Source organism: Burkholderia sp. EMB26 (assembly GCF_024730645.1).
In the GTDB taxonomy this organism is placed as follows: Bacteria; Pseudomonadota; Gammaproteobacteria; order Burkholderiales; family Burkholderiaceae; genus Burkholderia; species Burkholderia cenocepacia.
This window is the reverse complement of the sequence record NZ_CP078070.1, coordinates 1,329,982-1,346,797: the sequence shown is the minus strand read 5'-3', so window position 1 is coordinate 1,346,797 and position 16,816 is coordinate 1,329,982. Positions and strand designations below refer to the sequence as shown.

Here is a 16,816-nt window from a genome sequence, read left to right as displayed (position 1 = left end):
GGTCAGCCCGTGTTGACGGTGAACTGGCGCAGGAGCGCGAGCACGTACCAGTCGTACGGCTGGTCCTGCGTGATGGTGATTTCGGATGATGAATCCCACCCGAATTCCGTGATGTCCTTGTCGCCCGTGAACGGCTCAGGCGGCTTGTTGAGCACGTTCTCGCCGAACTCGCGGAAAGGGATGATCTGGCCGTTGACCAGGCATCGGATCGTGTTGAGCACGCGCAGGATCACGCGGCCCGTGCGCTGCTGGTTGCCCTGCGACGTGCCAAGGCCGCCGGACAGGTTCGGCGTCAGCGCGACGATCGTGCTGTCGTAGTGCAGGCCGATCTCGAATTTCTTCGCCGGCCGCGGCAGCGTGACTTGGCCGCCGGTCACCGTGAACTCGCCCATGTAGACGCCGTCGGCCTTCACATCGCACGTCTTGCCCTCCAGCGAGCCCAGATTCACCCACACCGTGCCGCCCGCGTCGCTCGTGCCGACGATCGCTGCATCGGTCTGCACGCTGGCGTCGAGCCGCTCGACGTACTGCACCGTGTTGCCGTTCACGGTGCGCTGGACGACCGCGAACAGCACGTCACCCTCGTCGCCCGGAATGCAGCACACGGACTTAAAAAGGCCGTCCGTCGTGTGACGCGCGAACCCGCACACGTTCTCGTCACGGTCGTAGGTCATGGACACGAGCACGCCATCGCCACGCACCATCCAGACGACCGGCGTCGGCTCGGCCTGGAACGCAATGTCGACGATCCCAGATTCGGTAACGTGCGCGGCGAGCCGCGTGAGGTTCTGTGAGCGGAACGAATCGGTGTTGAAGTCGTACGCCATCGAGCGGATCTTTTTCGCGGCACGCTGCGGGAAGATCAGCTCATTGCCGACGCGCACGGGGCGCGGCCGTGCGCACCCGTAGATCGACTGACTGCGCACATTGATGTTCGTCGGCGTGATGGCGCCGGCCGAGCCGCCGTCGATCGTGAATTCCTCGCCCTGCGTCAGCACCGTAAGGATGCGCGACGACGCCAGGTGCATGATCTGGTTCACCTGGTCGGATGCGACGTCGTACGAAAAGCCGTCGCTGTCGTTCGTGCCCGGCGTGTAATCGTAGTAGAGGCCGATGCCGCTCGCCCAGATACGCTCGGGGAAGCCGCTGGAGCCAGCCGAGTACAGCCGCTGTTGGTAGAGGCTCACGGCACACGGATAGCCGTCTGTCGGGTTCCACATGAACGACTTCAGCGACCAGCCGTTCGACGGCGCCGTGATCGTCGCCGATAGAGTTCGAACGATGCGTCCATACGCCTTCGATGGGTTGACGACTTCGGTAAGCTCGACGAGGCCGCCATTGATGGAGACGTACGAGCCGACGTCGGTCGTGCGCCACGCCTCACCGCCGCCGTGCAGGTACATCGCGCCAAGCACGCTGCCTTCGAGCAGCGTGCCCGAGAAATTGAACGTGATGTGCGTGGCGTCAGGTACGGTAGCAACGCGATAAAGCCCATCCAGCCCGGCCGACTCGAAGCCCGACAGAACGATTTCCTGCCCCACCGACAGCCCGTGCGGATTCACGCTCTCAAGGGTCATCGTCGTGCCGGTCTGCGAAATGCTCTGCACACCGATTGCCGGCCCATCGGCGACGAGCGTCACCGCGCCATCCACCGGTTTTGCGTTGCTCGGCGTAATCGGCGCCTGCGGCGATCCGTCGATCTTCCACCCATTCACGCCGAACGACGACGCCGTGAAAGCGCTCGTGATCGTCACGGTTGCAGTGGTCAAACTCGTGATGCCGGTGATCGCGGCCACACCCGGGCCGGCAAGGATGTTGCGACCGATGTCGCCGCGCAGGAAGGTGTCGGTGCTGGCCGTGACTGTGGCCGCGCCGGGAGACGTCGACGACAGTACGATCGACGCTGGCGGCCGTGTGCCGATCTCGTCGATCGGGCCCGGGTCGAACGGTGCATCGCTGATCGTCCATGCGGTCTGCAGGATGCGCACAAGCCGTTTCATCGGCATGGACGGGTGCGCGACGAACATCGTGTCGCTGCCCTGCGCGTATTCGAGTTCGAACAGCTTGTCGGCGGTCCAAGGCGTCGCGATTTCGATCGGCGTGCCGCTCTGCTGGATCTGGCCGTCGACCGAATAGAAGCGAGCATACGAGTCGCCGAGTTCGACGAAATACGCCTGCGACTTGCTAAACACGAACGGAATGAGCCGCGTCGTGCCAGTGGTCTTCGTCGCGGCCATCTGCCGAAACCCGGAGCGGCGTCGCGATCCGCCTTCGATCTGCGGAATCGCGTTCAGCATGGTCTTCACGCCGTTCGCGTAACGGTCGAGATCGATGTGCCCTTCGAGCGGCGGCGACAGCTCGCCGGCGTTGAAATTCGACTGGATCGTGGTGACTTTCGCCATGGCTTATCGTCCCGGCGCGCGGCCCGGCGCAGTCGTGTAGCTCGACAGGCGCGACTCCAGCAGAGGAAAGTCGCCGATCGTCTCGGTGTCGTCGTCCTGCCCGTTGATAGCCTTTGCCTGCTTCAGGAGCGTGGTGAACTCGGCCGCTGCGGTCTGCGCCATCGCGGCCGACTGCGTGATCGGATACGCAAGGCGCATCTTCATCGCAGCCGTTACCACGTCGACGAGCGTCGACTCCCACGTGGTTTCGATCTCGTTGCGGAAAATGTAGACGAATGGGAGCGCGTTCACGAAAGCGAGGATGCGCTGTCCCTCTGCCGTGAAGTTCATCGGACACCGCGCGCTCCCGACCTGCAGCGTCTTCAACCAGTCGGCGGGCAGCTGGAACTGATATGGATAGTCGAAAGCCGGCGTTTCAGCCAGCGGCGCCAGCACGACGCGCTTCGTGCACGAATTCCACGGATGCGCGCGCAGCATCGCATCGCGCACTTCCGAATAGAGGTTCGAGCACACCCTCGCACGGTCCGTCGGTTCGTTGAACGAGGCGATCGGCTTGTCGCCGAGCTGAAGCAGTGCGTTCGAGCAGATCGAAATGCTGCTGGTCATGGTCGGTCCTCAAACAAAAAAGCCGGGAGCAAGCGCCCCCGGCATACGTCCCACACCGCGCCGGGAATGGCGCGGATCAGTCGTTCACGTAGTGCACCGTGACCGAGATCAGCTGACCCGGCGAGGCCGGCGTCGCGGCGCCCGCGATCGTGCCGTAGACGTCCACCTCGTACGGCGTCACATACGTCTGACCGGCGTTCACGAGCGAGCCAGTCAGCGCCGGCACGCCCTGCGCCGCGTTGATCGCGGTCGCCGCCGACAGGCCGGCCGGCACCGCGCCCGACTTGTCGCTCGTCTTGCGCACGCCGATCGCGAGCGTGGACGACGCCGTGCCCGCCGCATTGTTGATCGTCACGCCCGTGATGCGCGAGCCACCGGGGATGCGGCCGAAGTAGATCGTGTCGTTGATTGCACCCGCGATGGACGTGACTTGGCCGAACATGATCCGCGAACGGCCGCCGGTTTCGTTCGGCTGCAGCTTCGCGTTCGGCGCGCCGAGCACCTTCGCCATCTGTACCGAGTTGGTTTCTGCCATGATGTGCTCCTGTTTCGTTTCGAGATCGATGGGGAGCGGCGCGCGGCGCCGCCCGTCACATCACGCTCAGAACTGGTAGTCGATCGTGACGACCTTCTTCTCGTCGGTGCGCACGGCACCGTACGATTCGCCGATGTAGATCTGGATCGCGTTGCGCTTGTCGCGGCGCGGACCGATGTCGATGTCGCGGTTCAGGCCGACACCGAACTGCGTCGACGACTTCGCGTACGCGCACGTGGTCTTCACCGTGCCGCTCGTCGCGAGTGCTTCGTACGGCACCCACGTGAAGCCGAGCCAGTGACCCGACAGCTTGCCGTCCTGCAGCATCTGCACGGCCATGAAGTCGGCCGACGTGAGCGTCGTATCGCTCAGGATGTCCTCCAGCATTTCGGCGTCGTACAGCATGTAGAGGTCTTCGCCGTTCTGCTCGTCGGCCTCGTTCTTGCGGAAGAGCTTCTTCGCCGTGATCAGCTTCGCCTTCGTCATGCCGACGCCGCCGTCGAGGATCTTCTGCGAGGACGGCAGCGCGATCGAGCCGTACGGCAGCTCTTCGCCTGCGCGCGTGATCGACGTGCCGATCAGCGACTGGTAGATCACGGCGTCCTTCTTGCGGTTGAGCGCGGCCAAGCCGTTCTGCATGTACGTGCCCTGCGGGTTCGCCTTCAGCTTCGGCAGGTCGTACTTGTCGATCGGCGTCGACCAGTCCTTGTCCTGCATCAGAGCAACGCGCGTGTCGTTCGGGTTGTCGTTCCACACGGTATCCGACAGGCGCGACGTGACGTCGTTCGCCTCGGTCGCGCCCATGTTGTTCGCAGTGAAGCTGGAGCCCGTGACGTCGCCGTAGTTGCTGACCGTCGCCTGCAGGCGCGATTCCTTCTGCTGCGCGGCCATGATGTAGCCGTCGGCGAACTGCTGCACGAAGGCTTGCGTGATCGTTTCGTTGTTCGTGCTCATGGTGAGAGAACTCCCAAAGGTTTGGATTTGTCTTCTCGCCTTCAGGGTGTTCCGCGTTACGCGGGCCTGTTACGTGCTCACGTCGGCGAACGTGTGCTACCGGGCTCATCGGGTGTTCCGCGCGCCACTGCGGGCCGAATGCGTTGCATCTTCGGCCGACGTGCCTGTCGGAATCCCGACCAAATCGAGCGCGCAAAAAAAAGCCCCGCCGAAGCGGGGCAAGCTGGCTGCTGCTGTTTGTCGTCAGACGATCGGCGTGTCGCCGTATTTGCGGTTGTAGTACGCGTCGATCCGCGCCCGCGTCGCCTTGTGGTCGGGGTGTTTCGGGTTCGTGTTCGCCTCGGAGATCATCAGCTTCTTCACGTCGTCTTCCGACATGAAGCCCCCGCCGTTACCGTTGCTCGACGTGTCCTCGGCGAACTCAGGGCCGAGCGCGGCCATGATCCGGATGAACGTCGGATTGTTCGCGAGCCCGGCCTTTTCGAGATCGTCGAACGACATGCTCGCGGCCTTCGCCACTGCCGTGCTCGCGCGGAACGCGAGACCCACGTTCTTCTGGAAGCTCGCGTCGTCGCTCCAGGTCTTGCGCAGATCTGCCGTTGCCGACTCGCTGCTGTACTGCTGACCACCGGCCACGAGGCCCGGCACGACGGAGAAGTACTTCGCCATGACGCCGTCGAACTGCTTCTGCGAAAGACCAAGCGCGTGCATGTCCGCGCGGAACTCGGTGAACAGCTTGTCGTTGTTCAGGTCGCCGACCGCATCCTTGAACTGCTCGGGAATCGTCACCTGATACTCGGTAGCGGCTGCCGGCGGCGCGCCACCATCGACCATGCGCTTCGACAGCTCGCCGTAGCCGCCGGCCAGCTTCTGCGCGGACGCGCTCAGGTCGACAGTGCCGTCCGCGCCATTCACGCGGTACTTCTCGGGCAGCCAGTCGAAGTTGCCGGTACCGCCAGCGGCAGCCCCACCAGCGGCAGCGCCGCCTTCACCGCCGGCACCAGCGGCGGCACCGGCAGCGAGTGCGGACCCACCGCCGGCAGCCGCGGCACCTGCGCCGCTGCCACCTTCACCGCCACCGGCTGCTGCACCACCACCGCCAGCACCACCGCCATCGCCAGCCGCGCCATCCATCAGCACGAATTTCCTGAAGAACATGAGACCTCCGTTATGCCGCGGCCTTCACGGCGGTGAGCGCGCCGGCAGCGACGATCGCCGTGGCCGGGCTGTTGAGGGTTGCGTTGCCGCTCGACGTCGTGCCGTCCGACTTCTGCAGCGTCATCGTGTTGCCGTTCGCGACGATCGCGTCGGTAGCGGCCAGCGTCACGACACCGTTCGTCGCGGTCAGGCTGCGCGTCACGGTGCCCGCCGAGTTCTGCACGGTCACGGCGCCGCTCGGCGCGAGCGCAGCCCACGCGCCAGCCGTCTTCTTGTAGACGACGAGCGTCACGGGATCGATCGTCACGTCGCCGTTCTCGCCGACCTGATCCTGCGGCTTGCCGCTGTAGTACGGCACGCCGTACGGTTTGTCGTCGGTGCGCGGCGCGCCGTAGGCGATCCAGCCGCTGCCGGTAAGTTGCGAGGTGCCGGACATGTCACTCTCCTTCGGGTTCTGCGCCGTTGGCGCGGTTGATCATTCGCAAAATGTGCTCGACGGTCTCGCGACGGCCGAGGCGGAATGTGGTCTCGCGCTCGCCTTCCTGGCCGCCGGAGACGAACACGGCGCCGGTGAAGCGCCGCACGAGGTCATCGAGCACAAGCGCGCCGACCGGACTCTCGAACACGACGCGGTAGTCGTCGGGCGTCGCGCGCTGCTCGACCGGCGCGCCTTCAATATGCGCCTTCACTGGTTCGCCACCATGCGGCCTGCTGCCGCGCTACCCATCGACTTCATGACGTCGCCCTGCACCTCCATGCCCATCTGCTGCTGCGCCTGCTGCGCGGCGGCCGCCTGCTTCTTCTGGCGGAATGCAGCGACGTCCTTGACGGGCCGCATGATCGCGTCCGGCACGCCGAGGTTCTTCGCGGTCTGCCGTACGGCCTCGTCGGTGTCGACGTTGTCGATGGCGGTCTGGTCGACTTGCGCAATCACGGTCAGGTCGCCCATCAGGCGCTCGATCGCGGAGACTTCCTCCAGCTTCTGCGCGCGCGCCAGCGGCGACTGGTACTGCACCGCGAAGTTCTGGCCGCCGAGCGAATCGGGCGGCGGCGGGAAGACGCCCGCGCGGTACGCGAGACCGAAGCACCGCGCGATCAGCGGCTGCAGGTATTCAGCCTGCAGGCGACCGTAGATCGGGCCGAGAAGCTGGCGGATCAGGTCGACGCGCACGTGCACTTCGGTCGCGGTCATGGCCGGGCCGTCCTGCGGCTGCAGCTGGTCCGCCATCAGCGTCTTGCGGATCTGCGCCTGCAGCTTCTCGATGCGCGTCTCGGCAAGCTGGAAGTTCGACGACGGCTGCAGCGGCTTCATGCTGTCGACGCTGTTTGCGACGATCACCTTGCGCGGACCGACCTTCACCGTGCGCGGGTTCAGCACGCCGTCGTCCTCGGCGATCCACATGCCCGACACGGCAAGGTCGAGGTTCGCGTATTCGAGCTTCACGATGTCGTTGAGCGTGCGGATGTCCGGCAGCGCGTCGAGCAGCGGGCCGACGCCGTAGACGCTGTTCGGGATCTTCTTCCAGCGCGCGACGATCACCGGCATTTCGTGATAGCCCGACTCGCGGATGACGTACTTGTGGTTGCACGCGAACGTCACCGATGCGATCGGCATGTTCTTCGCGCGCAGCGCACCGACGATGTACACGTCGCGCGGGTAGATCGCCTGGCACAGGTCGATCAGCTCGTCGGGCTTCGTCTTCGCCTTGTCGACGATCTCGGGCGGCAGCGAGTCGCCGCGCTGTTTGAAGTCGGTCACGCACTGCTCGGCGGTCAGCTGGTAGCAGCGGAACACGATGTCGACCGGGCCACCCTGCTTCGATGCCGCGCAGTAGACGCCGGCCATCGGCCAATGCTCGAAGTACAAGCCGCCGGTGTCGCGGTTCTCGTCGACGTACAGCGCGAACCATCCGGCCATACAGTCGGCGATGCCGTCCGCCGCCTCGCTGTCGAAGTTCGCGCTGTGGATGTTCTGCCACAGCACCTCGCTCGCCTCGTCGAGCCAGCGCTCGCCCTCGTCGTCGGTACCGTTCACCGTCATCGTGAACCAGAGCGAGTTGGCCGGCGTCATGCCGGACATGATCGACGCCTCCAGCGTGCGCTTTGCATCGGTCGCGGTCGAGTCGAAGATCAGCGAAACCGCTTGCGCGATCTGGTTCGCGTCCATCATCGGGCCGTCGAGCCCGGACGCGCGTACCGGATCGGTGAGCATGAAGCAGTTACGCCAGACGAGTTCGTGCACCTGACGTTTCGACTTCAGGGTTTCGAGACGCTTCGCGAGGGTTTCGCCAAGGCTGTCGATCATGGCTTACTGGCCGAGAGAGGATTTCGCGGAGGCGAGGACGGACGACGAGCCGGTACCGCCCGAGCCCGTCCCTGCACCGGTCGACAGCAGGCTCTGCGAGGCGCGGCGCTTCTTGTCGGCCGCCGCCTGTTCCTGAGCGGCCTGCGCCGCCTGAGCATCTGCCGTGCTGCCCGCACTCGATGCGGCCGTCGTGGTTGCCGTCGGCACGATGCTGCCGCGGTTACCACCGCCGAAAAGACTGCCGATTGCGCCGAGAACGTCACACATGGTCGCACCGTTACTTGAAGTTGCGCGGCAGCTCGCGCGGCGCCGACGGCACGATCCAGCCCTGCTGCGTGAGCACGGGCCCGGCGATGTCCATCGGGTCGATCTCGTCGCGGTGCGGCAGCTTGCGCTCAGCCGGGCCGCCGGCCTTCGACGTTCCAGCGGCAAGAGCCTGGCGCTGCTCGCGGCGCGCGGTGACAGCGGCGACAGCAGCCTTGCGCGCGGCTTCCTGCGACGGTAGTTCGCCTGCGCCAGCGAGCGATTGCTCCAATTCCTTGCGCTTCTTGCCGACGAGGTCGTCGCGCACCTCCGGATCGACGGCAGCCCATTCCTCGGCCGACATGCCGCTCGTCTCGAAGGCACCGATCACGATCTCGGCGAGCGGCACCTCGCGGCCTGCGATGGTCAGCACCGCATCGGTGTCGGCGCCGACGATCGGCGCGGGGCCGTCGTCGGTCGGCGTAACGGCGGCCGCTCCGGGCACCTGCGTTGCATAGGTTCGTTTGGACATTCCTGCACCTCCATGGATGGTGCAGGCGAGTATCGGGTGCGGGGGGTGTCGGATTCCCGTCTATCGCAGGGATTCGGAGACGGAGGGCATGCGCTGCACGGTGGGCGCGTCGTCGGGCTGGCGGCCAGTGACCTGGGCCCAGAGCTTCAGGAGCGTGACGCCCGCGTAATGCTTCGGCTCGGCGCCGAGATTGCGATACCCGAGCAGCGTCGTGCGCGGGATCTGCGTGTACTGCGCGATCTCCGCGAGGGTATAGTCGGCCCGCCGCACGTCTTCGAGGACGCGGAACCAATCGACGGCGCGGGCGGGCTCGACTCGGGTCATGCGTTACAGAGCATCCACGAAGGCGCGCAGGCGCGATTGCAGGTCGCCGAGCACGATCGCCTCGCCGGCTTCGAGCTTCTGCAGCAGCGACTCGGCGTGCGGCTTCGCGGAACACGCAGCGTTGTACATGCTCTGCCACTTGATGACGCGTTCCTGCTCGTCCGTCACCTGCTGCTCAAGCGCGGCGATCCGCGCATTGGCAGCGTCGAGTTCAGCGCGCAAGGCACCCGCCGCGGTGCCGTCGCCTTGCGATGCACCCTGCGCAGACGATGCAGTGTCGCTTGCGGATTGGCCGGCCGCAGGCGACGCACCGGCGTTTCCCGCGTCGTCAGCGTCCGTCGACTCGGCTGATTCGGTTGTGGATAGCGTCGAGGAATCGCTGCCCTGCGAAGCATCCGCAGATTTCGATGCTGCCGAGAGGTCGGAAGCTTGGGCGGATTCCATCCCCTCCGCACCGCTCGCAGACTCCCCCGACGCCGCGACCGCCGGCGCGTCACCAGAGGACTGCGAGCCAGTCATGCTCGATCCGGAGCTGACCATCGGAATCGATCCAGATTCGCTCGCGCCAGTGGCGGCATCGGAAGCCGTCTCCGCAGAGAGGACAGACTCCCCCGCTGCGGCCGCGCCAGCCTCCTGCATGTCCGTTTTCTCCGCCTCGTTCGAGGGCTCGGTGCTGCTCGGTGCTGCGTTGATGTCGGTCATGCTGCTCTCCGTTGGTGCTGCTGGTTGTCGCGCCAGCCACTTGGCCGACGCGTGTTCGTTACGCGGTGATGCCGTTGCGCGCAGTCGCGAGCAAGAAGCCGAGGTTGTTCCACACGTGCTTCTTCGCTTTGTCGAGCGCGTATCGCTCGCCGATCGCCTGGTCGTAGTTCGCCGGATCGACGCACGCTGATTCCTCGATCAGCGTGAAGCCGTTGCGCAGCTTCACCAGCACGACCGTGTGATTGCCGAGCCGCGTCGATTCATGGCCGACGATGAAGTCGTCGACCATCTGCTCGGTGATGCGCGAGCCGTCGTGGCCCTGCGGCAGATACGCTGCCTCGAACGTTTCCCGCGGGCTCCATGAGATGTAGCCGTCGGGATACTTCACGGCATAGCCGGGCTTTCCGTCGCGTTCTTCCGGCCATGCAACAACCTGTTTCGATCCGATGTAGTGCTGGGTCACGATGCGCTCCTATGCGGGTTGGTACTGCGAATCGCGCCAGTCGAGGAACGGCCGGCGCAGGAAGTGGTTGAAGCGGTCGGCCGCGTGCTGATCGGTTGCGAGTTCGCGCCGCGACTCGACCTTGCAGACGATGCGCACGAAGCGCGCGGCCTCATCGACGGTGACGGGATCGCCGTTAACGAAGCCGCCGACCCATTCGCGGAACTGCGGATCGCGCGGGAGGATGCCGGCGAGTTGGACGAGGTTCACGTCAGGTTCCTCTGCGCCCATCGGGCGATCAGGATCGCGTCGGCGCGGCCGTCGTGCTTCTGCAGCGGGCAGAACTCGGTGCCGTACAGCTCGCGCGCGATGCGCAGGCTCTGGCGCTTCGTGTCCTCGGTCGCCGTGCGCTTGATGCCGAAGAAGCCCTGCCACTTCTGCGGCGAAACGAGTTCGACAGGATGGCCGCACAGCTCGCACACGGTCGCGATCACGGCCTTCGTCGCTTCGAGCGACGCCATCGTCTGCACCGAGCCGCCCGCGAACGTGTTCAGCGCCTCCATGACGACGACCGCGCTCTCGCCGGGCGGGATCAGCATGCGCAGCGACAGGCGCAGCGACGTCGGGCACACCTCGTTGCGTACCTTGCCGTTGCCAGGCTTCGCGCGGGTCGGCATGTCGAGCACGCGCAGCTGGCCCGTGTGGTCGAGCGCCGCCAGCGCGCCGGAAATGCCTGGGTCGATTCCGATGGTCAGCATGCGACCTCCTGCGCCTTGATCGGCGCGCGGCTGTTCCACGCCTCGATAGCTTCAGGTTCGGTGCGCCGCATCGGTCCCTCGGCCTCGCAGTGCAGGCACGAGACCGAGAAGCCACTCGTCCACATCGGAAATAGCCGCGCCTTCATGCCGCAGAACGGGCACGGCCCCAAATGCGCGCCCGCGCGCGCGTCGTTCGTGTGGTGCGTCATCCCTCACTCCCTCCAATCTCGTACTGCCTCCCCACTTCGCGGGTCAGCTCGATCAGTTCGTTCTCGGCCGCGAGGATCGCCGCGTAGCCTGCGCCGGTTCGACGCAGGAACTTCACACGGTCGACGGTCGCGGCGTGTTGGATCAGGACGGACGTGACGGCGGGCGAGCTCGCCGATGAGCCGCGGAAGTGGCAGCAGCAGAACCACTTTCCGGAGACGCCGAACGAGCCGAGCATCGGGCAGCCCTGGGCTGCACACGTTTCGCCGGTCACGCCGTCCATGGTCACGCGTGCGCCGCCTGGTACTCGGCCACGCGGGCAGCCGTGCGACGCTTCGCATCAGCGGTCGCCGCGGCGTCGTGCGCCACGTGCGCAGCGCGGATGCGGTCTAGCTTTTCGCGCGTGCTCGGGATGCCGCCGACCAGCGCGCGAAGACGCGCGAGACCGGCTTCGGCGACGTTCGGATCGAAGCGTTCCTCGGGCGCGGCGAGCTGCGGCGCGACGCTGCGTACGTCGGCCAGCTGCAGCCGACCAGAGCGCACGGCCTCGGTCAGCACGGCCTCGCGCAGGTCGGGATCGTGCCCGAGCGACTTGACCCACTGCGCTGGCGTGCCATCCGCGCGGTGACGCTCGACGAGACGCTCGTACGCGGCCTTGAACGCCATGCGCGCGCCGACCTCGTCGCCGCCTTCGAGCACGGGCGTGGCGACCGCGAACGCCTCGGCGCACTCCTGCGTCCAGACGACCGTATCGCGCTCGTCGCGGCTGCGCAGCGCGATCGCCCATGCCTCGTTGGCATCGGGCCGGCCGTCCTTCGCGGCATCGCCGACCAGCTGCGCGATGATGTCCGCCGGCTTCGGCGGGTACTGGCCGCGGTGCGGATCGCTGATGTGCGCGGACATCGCCTTGCGCACCTCGGCGAGCGAGTAGCGGCCGAGCGCGGCGAAGAACAGCGCGCGAGCATCGGCCGTCAGCGACTTGCTGTGCAGCGAGTACGCGGCGTCCAGCACGCCGGCGAAGTTGTCGAAATCCTCAGCTTGCACGGTCAGACCTCCGGTCCGAAGAGGAGCGCTTTCGCGCGGGCGTTCTCGCGTTCGTTGAACGCGTCACGGGATTCGGCGTGGCCATTGGCACGTGGCGCGCGTGGCGGCCGCGACGCTTCCGCCGTCCAGCGCTCGGCGATCGCGATCACGTAGCCGGGCTTGATGCGGCCATTCGGGTCGGAGGCGCGAGCCTCGACGCATGCGGCGGCCATCGTTTCGGGCGCGATGCCGCGTTGCGCAGCGGCGATGATTCGCGGGTCATGTGGGGATGCCTCGATCGAGTGCTGCCGCATCACGGCTGAAAGCTCGGACGGGCGGACGGTCGCGCGGGGTTCACCACCTGCGTCCGCCCCTACTACGGGGTTTACTGTCCTTGTCTGGTCTATGTCCTTCTCTATAGCCGTTGCAGGTGCGTCACGCGTTACGCTTGGTGACGTAACACCGGTGACGCTTTGCGTAACAGGCGTGACGCTTTCCGTTACGGGTAGCGTCTCGATCAGGCGTTCCAGTTCGTCCGTTTTCGTGTTGTATGCGGGGACGATTCCATGGGCGCGAAGCTGCTCGAACATCGTCTTGCGCCGCGCGCGCAGGCGCTGCTGGCGCGTCTGCTCGTTCTCTTCGCGCTCGACGTGCTGCTCGCGCTTGCCCATCGCCTCGATCGCCTTCTCGGCGATCACCGGGTGATACAGGCGCCCGTCGTTGCACTTCACGAAGCCACGCAGCGCGACGTCGCGGACCTTGCGCCACTTCGGCAGGTTCTCGGACAGGCCGGCCAGATGCGCGAGCACGCGGTCGTCATCGGGCAGGCTCGCGGCCGGCACCTGCTGCCAGCACTTCGCCCAGAGACGGAACGCCGTCTTGAACTCGTCGCCGGTCGAGATCCCGAACGTGTCGCTGTCGATGACGCGGATCACGTCGAGCGGCATCCAGCGATAGCCGGTCAGGTCGCAGTCGGCGGGGGTGAGAGGATTCGGGAGATCGGCCATCGCGCTCACCACTGCTGATGCTTCGACTGCAGGTACTTGAGCGCCATCAGTTCGAGCGACTGCAACTCCTTCTGCTCGACCACGATCGCGTCGACCGGCGCCGGCTGCAGGCCGACCGCAGCGAACAGCACGGCCCACCGCGGCAAGTCCTCCAGCATCCGGCTCACCGTGCTCGCCGACACGCCCAGGCATTCCGCTGCATGCGCCTGCGTGGCCCGCGCAATCGCGCGCAACACCTCGCCTTCGATGCGTGCACCGAGCTTGCGGGTGTTTTCGATCTCGTCAGACGAAACTGTTTCGACGGTGCTCATGCGGCCACCTGGGCGGGTTGAAGCGACAGCGGCATGCCGTCGCGCTCGTTCGGGTACAGCTTCGAATCGAGCATGTGCGGGGTGTATTCCCAGTCGGTCAGGCCAGAAACCGGGATCACGCGGTCGGCGGGCAGCTTCTGCTTCTTCAGCCACTCGCCCACCGAAACTGGGGAAATGCCGAAGGCGCGCGCGACCGCCGCTGCGCCGCCGGCACGCTTGATGGCCTGTTCGAGGATCGGTGCGTCGTCCATATTTCACCAAAATTGAGGTTATGCCTTAGCGGAGTATATCAGGCGTTGCCTTAGTTGCAAGTGTTAGGCTATTCCTTATGACCTTGGGAACTCGAATCAAAGAAAAGCGGAAGGCTCGCGGCCTGACCCAGAAGCAGATCGGCGACCATTTCGGCATCACGGGCGTCTCGGTATCGGAGTGGGAACGCGACGTCTCCCGACCCGATCAGGCGAAGCTCGACGATCTCGCACGCCTGCTGCGAACGTCCGTTGACTATCTGCTGTCTGGCCGCGATGCGAAGGCAGCGGCCCACGACTTATCGATCGAGCCAGGTCCAGCTATCAGGGGGACGGTGCCGTTGATTTCGTGGGTGCAGGCTGGCCAGTGGGCCGAGATTTCGAAGAATTTCGATGTGTGCGATGCCGAGGACTGGATCCCTTGTCCGGCCGGCCATAGCAAGGACACGTTCTGTCTCCGCGTGCGCGGGCAGAGCATGTTCAACCCGAACGGCGCGCCGTCGTTCAGCGAGGGCGAGATCATCTTTGTTGATCCCGACCGCGGCGCCGATCACCGTAGCTGCGTGATTGTGCGGCTCGACGACGACCGCGAAGCGACGTTCAAGCAACTGATCATTGAGGGTGATAAAAAGCTACTGCACCCGCTCAATCCGAGCTGGCCCGAGCAGTGGATATACATCAACGGCAATGCGACCATCATGGGGACGGTGATCGGAAAATGGGTACCAGTCTAGAAACTACCGCCGTCGCAGACGGCCCGCGCGGTGTCGGCGGGTGGCTGCAGTTCTTCATCGTCTCAGCAATCTTCCTCGGCCCCCTGTTCTCGGCTGGCGGCACTTCTGGCAGCATTTCGCAAGCCGAATTCGGGAATCCCGCACTGCTTTCATATGAGCCGTGGGCCTCATACAAGACTGCGGCCTGGACGTTGGTTGTGATCCGTATCTGCCTGACCATTGCGGCCGGCATCTGTCTCGCAACACGTAAAGTCCCGAGCAGCGTTCGCCTCACGAAGTGGGTGCTGTGGATCGCGGGCCCGATTTCCAACATCATCGACAGCTTCGTACTTCTGCCGTTGGTCCTCGGCATCTCCTTGAGCCCGAACGTCGCGGCTCAGGCCGTCGGAGGTCTCGTCGCCGCCGTCATCGTCGCCGGCGCGTGGCATGCATATTTCGCAAGATCGAAGCGCGTGCGCAACACGTATTATCGTGGATGAATTTGCGAGAAACATCGGTTACGTAGTAATAGACCTTGTGGTCGGGAGCGGCATCCTCGCCGGCGCGATGTATTTGGCCGTCAAAACAGACTGGTTTCCACGCGCATGCAAAATTGCATTTCTTGGTATGTGGATGCTGCTTGTGACCGCGGCTCCGATCTATGGGTTCTCCCTTTCATGGGAGAAAAACGGCCTTATCCCAACCATCATTTTCGGTGCAATCTTCATTGTTGCCGGCCCGCTCCCCTTCTTCTATCTCGGTTGGCCTGAGCTCGTAAAGGCCATTCGCGGCCAAGACTGACAGCTCCTCTCCCTCTTTCCACGTGGCGCTCGAATAAAAACTAAGGCAACGCCTTGACAAGCAACTAAGGCATGCCCTAATCTTGCAACTAAGGCGAAACCTTAGCGAGAGGCCAACCATGCTCCACCACCACCCGATCACACCCCGCGCGCTGCCGTCGCTGGTCGACAGCCATGCGGACAGTGCGCAAGCAGACCGCGACGACCAGATCGACGCGTTCGACCGAGCTGTCGAGCGCGCGTCGGCCGAGGTCGAGATCGACGACGTGATCAACGCGATGGCCGAGCTGCCCGCGAGCTTCCGCGCGAAGGTGATGAACGCCTTCCTCGACAAGAGCGACCACGCGCACTTCGTCTACCTGCTCGAAATCCTGTTCGAAGACGCGTTCAACGCGGCGGCCGAGGGCATCGCCCGCCGCAAGGGGTATTGAGCATGACCACCACCCGCCTCCTGATCGGCGCCGCTGCGGTGCTGATCCTTGCCGCTGTCGTGATCTGGCGCTCGATCGGGCGCATCCAGAAAGACGACCACCACCGGGGCTGAGCCCCGCACCACACCACCACCCGGAGACCATCATGGCCCAACGCAAGCCCGCCGTTTCGACGCTCCTGAAACAAGCCCAAGCCCGCGTCGCGGAACTGGAGAAGCAGCTCGAAACGGAAAAGAACAGCTCGAAGTATGTGCGCGAAGCTCGCGACGCTGCGAAGGCTGAAGCCGATCAGATCCACGCGTTTCTCGATGCGCTGCCCGGCGCGATCAAGAAGCGGAACGACGAGACGTACGTCGAGCACAGCGCCATGACGCGCCTCGCCGCGTGGCTCGCCACATCACGCGCGTAACGCCGGCCTCACACCACACCGAGGATAGACCATGAGCGAGATCAAAGACGGCGGCCCGGCGTTTCCGGTGACCTTCGAAAACAGCACGCGCGCCGATGGATTCGGCATGACGCTCCGCGACTACTTCGCGGCGAAGGCGATGGCGGCAATGCTCACTCACAACGTGGATGACGACTGGCCCGAGCACAAGAACGTTGCGAAGCACGCCTACGACATGGCCGATGAAATGCTCCGCGCGCGAGGTGAAGCATGAGCGAGATCAAGCATACGCCGGGACCGTGGCGCATCATCGAGCGCGAAATTTTGGAAGACGGCGGCGTGTATCCGCGACATATCGTCGGCGGCGATCGTGATACGGAAGTTTGCATGCTCGAAGGATCAGCAATCGCTGCATTGGCAGCCAGAGAACCTCACGGCATCTGGGGGAGAAATGCAAATGGCGATCTGATCGCCGCCGCGCCCGACATGGCCGAAGTCCTCGAACTGCTCGCCGCCGAAGCCGACTCGGGCAAGGTCATGATCCCGTCCGACCTGCGCCTGACCATCGACACCGCCCTCATCAAGGCCGGCCGCAAGGCTGCGCCGGAGCCGGTGCGGGTCGTGACGATCGCGGGGGTGGATCGCGATCCTCCGAGGTACTGCTCGTTCTGCTTCGAGGCAGATTGCAATGGCGAATGCTCCGGCGACGGCGCGATGGGGGACTGAC

General features: G+C 65.1%; 29 protein-coding genes. 7 read left to right on the top strand and 22 right to left on the bottom strand.

Features of this window, described 5'->3' with window-relative positions; translation table 11 throughout:
* Positions 1–2: 2 nt before the first annotated feature.
* The 22 genes from KU887_RS06460 to KU887_RS06355 form a co-directional block, all read right to left on the bottom strand.
* Positions 3–2,402, bottom strand: coding sequence for a hypothetical protein (locus KU887_RS06460; RefSeq protein WP_258255278.1), 2,400 nt, complete (start codon positions 2,400–2,402; stop codon positions 3–5).
* Between the two features lie 3 nt (positions 2,403–2,405).
* On the bottom strand, positions 2,406–3,008 hold the full coding sequence (locus KU887_RS06455; protein WP_258255277.1) for a hypothetical protein: 603 nt from the start codon (positions 3,006–3,008) through the stop codon (positions 2,406–2,408).
* 76 nt (positions 3,009–3,084) lie between these two features.
* Positions 3,085–3,543, bottom strand: a complete 459-nt coding sequence (locus tag KU887_RS06450) for a hypothetical protein (protein WP_258255276.1) — start codon at positions 3,541–3,543, stop codon at positions 3,085–3,087.
* Positions 3,544–3,609: 66 nt separating this feature from the next.
* Positions 3,610–4,497, bottom strand: coding sequence for a phage capsid protein (locus tag KU887_RS06445; RefSeq protein WP_258255275.1), 888 nt, complete (start codon positions 4,495–4,497; stop codon positions 3,610–3,612).
* A gap of 243 nt (positions 4,498–4,740) precedes the next feature.
* Positions 4,741–5,412: a hypothetical protein gene (locus KU887_RS06440; protein WP_258255274.1), complete on the bottom strand. Its 672-nt coding sequence runs from the start codon at positions 5,410–5,412 to the stop codon at positions 4,741–4,743.
* On the bottom strand, positions 5,409–5,627 hold the full coding sequence (locus KU887_RS06435) for a hypothetical protein (RefSeq protein ID WP_258255273.1): 219 nt from the start codon (positions 5,625–5,627) through the stop codon (positions 5,409–5,411). Before KU887_RS06435 ends, KU887_RS06440 begins: the two co-directional genes overlap by 4 nt.
* A gap of 38 nt (positions 5,628–5,665) precedes the next feature.
* Positions 5,666–6,091: a hypothetical protein gene (locus tag KU887_RS06430; RefSeq protein WP_258255272.1), complete on the bottom strand. Its 426-nt coding sequence runs from the start codon at positions 6,089–6,091 to the stop codon at positions 5,666–5,668.
* A gap of 1 nt (position 6,092) precedes the next feature.
* Entirely contained in the window at positions 6,093–6,344 is a 252-nt protein-coding gene (locus KU887_RS06425) for a hypothetical protein (RefSeq protein ID WP_233634504.1), read from the bottom strand.
* Entirely contained in the window at positions 6,341–7,960 is a 1,620-nt protein-coding gene (locus tag KU887_RS06420) for a portal protein (RefSeq protein WP_258255271.1), read from the bottom strand. Before KU887_RS06420 ends, KU887_RS06425 begins: the two co-directional genes overlap by 4 nt.
* Positions 7,961–7,963: 3 nt before the next feature.
* Positions 7,964–8,227: a hypothetical protein gene (locus KU887_RS06415; RefSeq protein WP_258255270.1), complete on the bottom strand. Its 264-nt coding sequence runs from the start codon at positions 8,225–8,227 to the stop codon at positions 7,964–7,966.
* Between the two features lie 10 nt (positions 8,228–8,237).
* Entirely contained in the window at positions 8,238–8,735 is a 498-nt protein-coding gene (locus KU887_RS06410; RefSeq protein WP_258255269.1) for a hypothetical protein, read from the bottom strand.
* Positions 8,736–8,795: 60 nt separating this feature from the next.
* Positions 8,796–9,059 (bottom strand): hypothetical protein, encoded by a 264-nt coding sequence (locus KU887_RS06405; RefSeq protein WP_185921161.1) that lies wholly within the window; start codon positions 9,057–9,059, stop codon positions 8,796–8,798.
* A 3-nt stretch (positions 9,060–9,062) separates the two neighbouring features.
* Positions 9,063–9,761 (bottom strand): hypothetical protein, encoded by a 699-nt coding sequence (locus tag KU887_RS06400; RefSeq protein ID WP_258255267.1) that lies wholly within the window; start codon positions 9,759–9,761, stop codon positions 9,063–9,065.
* A 58-nt stretch (positions 9,762–9,819) separates the two neighbouring features.
* Positions 9,820–10,224: a Gp49 family protein gene (locus KU887_RS06395; protein WP_258255266.1), complete on the bottom strand. Its 405-nt coding sequence runs from the start codon at positions 10,222–10,224 to the stop codon at positions 9,820–9,822.
* Between the two features lie 9 nt (positions 10,225–10,233).
* A complete protein-coding gene (locus tag KU887_RS06390) occupies positions 10,234–10,473 on the bottom strand; it encodes a hypothetical protein (protein WP_258255265.1) in 240 nt (79 codons plus the stop codon).
* Positions 10,470–10,961 (bottom strand): hypothetical protein, encoded by a 492-nt coding sequence (locus KU887_RS06385; RefSeq protein ID WP_258255264.1) that lies wholly within the window; start codon positions 10,959–10,961, stop codon positions 10,470–10,472. The genes KU887_RS06390 and KU887_RS06385 overlap by 4 nt, the downstream gene beginning before the upstream one ends.
* Positions 10,955–11,170 carry a Lar family restriction alleviation protein gene (locus KU887_RS06380; RefSeq protein ID WP_258255263.1) on the bottom strand — a complete coding sequence of 72 codons (216 nt, stop codon included), beginning with the start codon at positions 11,168–11,170 and terminating at the stop codon, positions 10,955–10,957. Before KU887_RS06380 ends, KU887_RS06385 begins: the two co-directional genes overlap by 7 nt.
* Positions 11,167–11,451, bottom strand: a complete 285-nt coding sequence (locus KU887_RS06375) for a hypothetical protein (RefSeq protein WP_258255262.1) — start codon at positions 11,449–11,451, stop codon at positions 11,167–11,169. Before KU887_RS06375 ends, KU887_RS06380 begins: the two co-directional genes overlap by 4 nt.
* 2 nt (positions 11,452–11,453) lie before the next feature.
* Entirely contained in the window at positions 11,454–12,212 is a 759-nt protein-coding gene (locus KU887_RS06370) for a hypothetical protein (RefSeq protein WP_258255260.1), read from the bottom strand.
* Between the two features lie 2 nt (positions 12,213–12,214).
* Positions 12,215–13,198 (bottom strand): YdaU family protein, encoded by a 984-nt coding sequence (locus KU887_RS06365; RefSeq protein ID WP_258255259.1) that lies wholly within the window; start codon positions 13,196–13,198, stop codon positions 12,215–12,217.
* A 5-nt stretch (positions 13,199–13,203) separates the two neighbouring features.
* A complete protein-coding gene (locus KU887_RS06360) occupies positions 13,204–13,509 on the bottom strand; it encodes a CII family transcriptional regulator (RefSeq protein ID WP_200038319.1) in 306 nt (101 codons plus the stop codon).
* Entirely contained in the window at positions 13,506–13,760 is a 255-nt protein-coding gene (locus KU887_RS06355; RefSeq protein WP_212262546.1) for a YdaS family helix-turn-helix protein, read from the bottom strand. Before KU887_RS06355 ends, KU887_RS06360 begins: the two co-directional genes overlap by 4 nt.
* Before the next feature lie 77 nt (positions 13,761–13,837).
* Here KU887_RS06355 and KU887_RS06350 point away from each other — a divergent pair, with 77 nt between their 5' ends.
* The 7 genes from KU887_RS06350 to KU887_RS06320 all read left to right on the top strand — a co-directional run bounded on the left by KU887_RS06350 (position 13,838) and on the right by KU887_RS06320 (position 16,815).
* On the top strand, positions 13,838–14,491 hold the full coding sequence (locus tag KU887_RS06350) for a LexA family transcriptional regulator (protein WP_258255256.1): 654 nt from the start codon (positions 13,838–13,840) through the stop codon (positions 14,489–14,491).
* The gene (locus tag KU887_RS06345) at positions 14,476–14,970 is read left to right on the top strand and encodes a DUF2569 family protein (RefSeq protein ID WP_258255255.1); all 495 of its coding nucleotides are present in this window, start codon (positions 14,476–14,478) and stop codon (positions 14,968–14,970) included. The genes KU887_RS06350 and KU887_RS06345 overlap by 16 nt, the downstream gene beginning before the upstream one ends.
* A complete protein-coding gene (locus tag KU887_RS06340) occupies positions 14,963–15,271 on the top strand; it encodes a hypothetical protein (RefSeq protein WP_258255254.1) in 309 nt (102 codons plus the stop codon). The genes KU887_RS06345 and KU887_RS06340 overlap by 8 nt, the downstream gene beginning before the upstream one ends.
* Before the next feature lie 118 nt (positions 15,272–15,389).
* Entirely contained in the window at positions 15,390–15,701 is a 312-nt protein-coding gene (locus KU887_RS06335) for a hypothetical protein (protein ID WP_258255252.1), read from the top strand.
* 145 nt (positions 15,702–15,846) lie between these two features.
* The gene (locus tag KU887_RS06330) at positions 15,847–16,110 is read left to right on the top strand and encodes a hypothetical protein (RefSeq protein WP_258255251.1); all 264 of its coding nucleotides are present in this window, start codon (positions 15,847–15,849) and stop codon (positions 16,108–16,110) included.
* Positions 16,111–16,141: 31 nt separating this feature from the next.
* A complete protein-coding gene (locus KU887_RS06325) occupies positions 16,142–16,363 on the top strand; it encodes a hypothetical protein (RefSeq protein ID WP_258255250.1) in 222 nt (73 codons plus the stop codon).
* Positions 16,360–16,815 carry a hypothetical protein gene (locus tag KU887_RS06320; RefSeq protein WP_258255249.1) on the top strand — a complete coding sequence of 152 codons (456 nt, stop codon included), beginning with the start codon at positions 16,360–16,362 and terminating at the stop codon, positions 16,813–16,815. The genes KU887_RS06325 and KU887_RS06320 overlap by 4 nt, the downstream gene beginning before the upstream one ends.
* Position 16,816 lies beyond the last annotated feature (1 nt).

Coding starts and splice junctions, on each gene's coding strand:
- KU887_RS06460 (WP_258255278.1), bottom strand. CDS start 2,402: ATGGCGAAAGTCACCACGATCCAGTCGAATTTCAACGCCGGCGAGCTG.
- KU887_RS06455 (WP_258255277.1), bottom strand. CDS start 3,008: ATGACCAGCAGCATTTCGATCTGCTCGAACGCACTGCTTCAGCTCGGC.
- KU887_RS06450 (WP_258255276.1), bottom strand. CDS start 3,543: ATGGCAGAAACCAACTCGGTACAGATGGCGAAGGTGCTCGGCGCGCCG.
- KU887_RS06445 (WP_258255275.1), bottom strand. CDS start 4,497: ATGAGCACGAACAACGAAACGATCACGCAAGCCTTCGTGCAGCAGTTC.
- KU887_RS06435 (WP_258255273.1), bottom strand. CDS start 5,627: ATGGCGCGGCTGGCGATGGCGGTGGTGCTGGCGGTGGTGGTGCAGCAG.
- KU887_RS06430 (WP_258255272.1), bottom strand. CDS start 6,091: ATGTCCGGCACCTCGCAACTTACCGGCAGCGGCTGGATCGCCTACGGC.
- KU887_RS06420 (WP_258255271.1), bottom strand. CDS start 7,960: ATGATCGACAGCCTTGGCGAAACCCTCGCGAAGCGTCTCGAAACCCTG.
- KU887_RS06415 (WP_258255270.1), bottom strand. CDS start 8,227: ATGTGTGACGTTCTCGGCGCAATCGGCAGTCTTTTCGGCGGTGGTAAC.
- KU887_RS06410 (WP_258255269.1), bottom strand. CDS start 8,735: ATGTCCAAACGAACCTATGCAACGCAGGTGCCCGGAGCGGCCGCCGTT.
- KU887_RS06405 (WP_185921161.1), bottom strand. CDS start 9,059: ATGACCCGAGTCGAGCCCGCCCGCGCCGTCGATTGGTTCCGCGTCCTC.
- KU887_RS06400 (WP_258255267.1), bottom strand. CDS start 9,761: ATGACCGACATCAACGCAGCACCGAGCAGCACCGAGCCCTCGAACGAG.
- KU887_RS06385 (WP_258255264.1), bottom strand. CDS start 10,961: ATGCTGACCATCGGAATCGACCCAGGCATTTCCGGCGCGCTGGCGGCG.
- KU887_RS06380 (WP_258255263.1), bottom strand. CDS start 11,170: ATGACGCACCACACGAACGACGCGCGCGCGGGCGCGCATTTGGGGCCG.
- KU887_RS06375 (WP_258255262.1), bottom strand. CDS start 11,451: ATGGACGGCGTGACCGGCGAAACGTGTGCAGCCCAGGGCTGCCCGATG.
- KU887_RS06365 (WP_258255259.1), bottom strand. CDS start 13,198: ATGGCCGATCTCCCGAATCCTCTCACCCCCGCCGACTGCGACCTGACC.
- KU887_RS06360 (WP_200038319.1), bottom strand. CDS start 13,509: ATGAGCACCGTCGAAACAGTTTCGTCTGACGAGATCGAAAACACCCGC.
- KU887_RS06355 (WP_212262546.1), bottom strand. CDS start 13,760: ATGGACGACGCACCGATCCTCGAACAGGCCATCAAGCGTGCCGGCGGC.
- KU887_RS06350 (WP_258255256.1), top strand. CDS start 13,838: ATGACCTTGGGAACTCGAATCAAAGAAAAGCGGAAGGCTCGCGGCCTG.
- KU887_RS06345 (WP_258255255.1), top strand. CDS start 14,476: ATGGGTACCAGTCTAGAAACTACCGCCGTCGCAGACGGCCCGCGCGGT.
- KU887_RS06335 (WP_258255252.1), top strand. CDS start 15,390: ATGCTCCACCACCACCCGATCACACCCCGCGCGCTGCCGTCGCTGGTC.
- KU887_RS06330 (WP_258255251.1), top strand. CDS start 15,847: ATGGCCCAACGCAAGCCCGCCGTTTCGACGCTCCTGAAACAAGCCCAA.
- KU887_RS06325 (WP_258255250.1), top strand. CDS start 16,142: ATGAGCGAGATCAAAGACGGCGGCCCGGCGTTTCCGGTGACCTTCGAA.
- KU887_RS06320 (WP_258255249.1), top strand. CDS start 16,360: ATGAGCGAGATCAAGCATACGCCGGGACCGTGGCGCATCATCGAGCGC.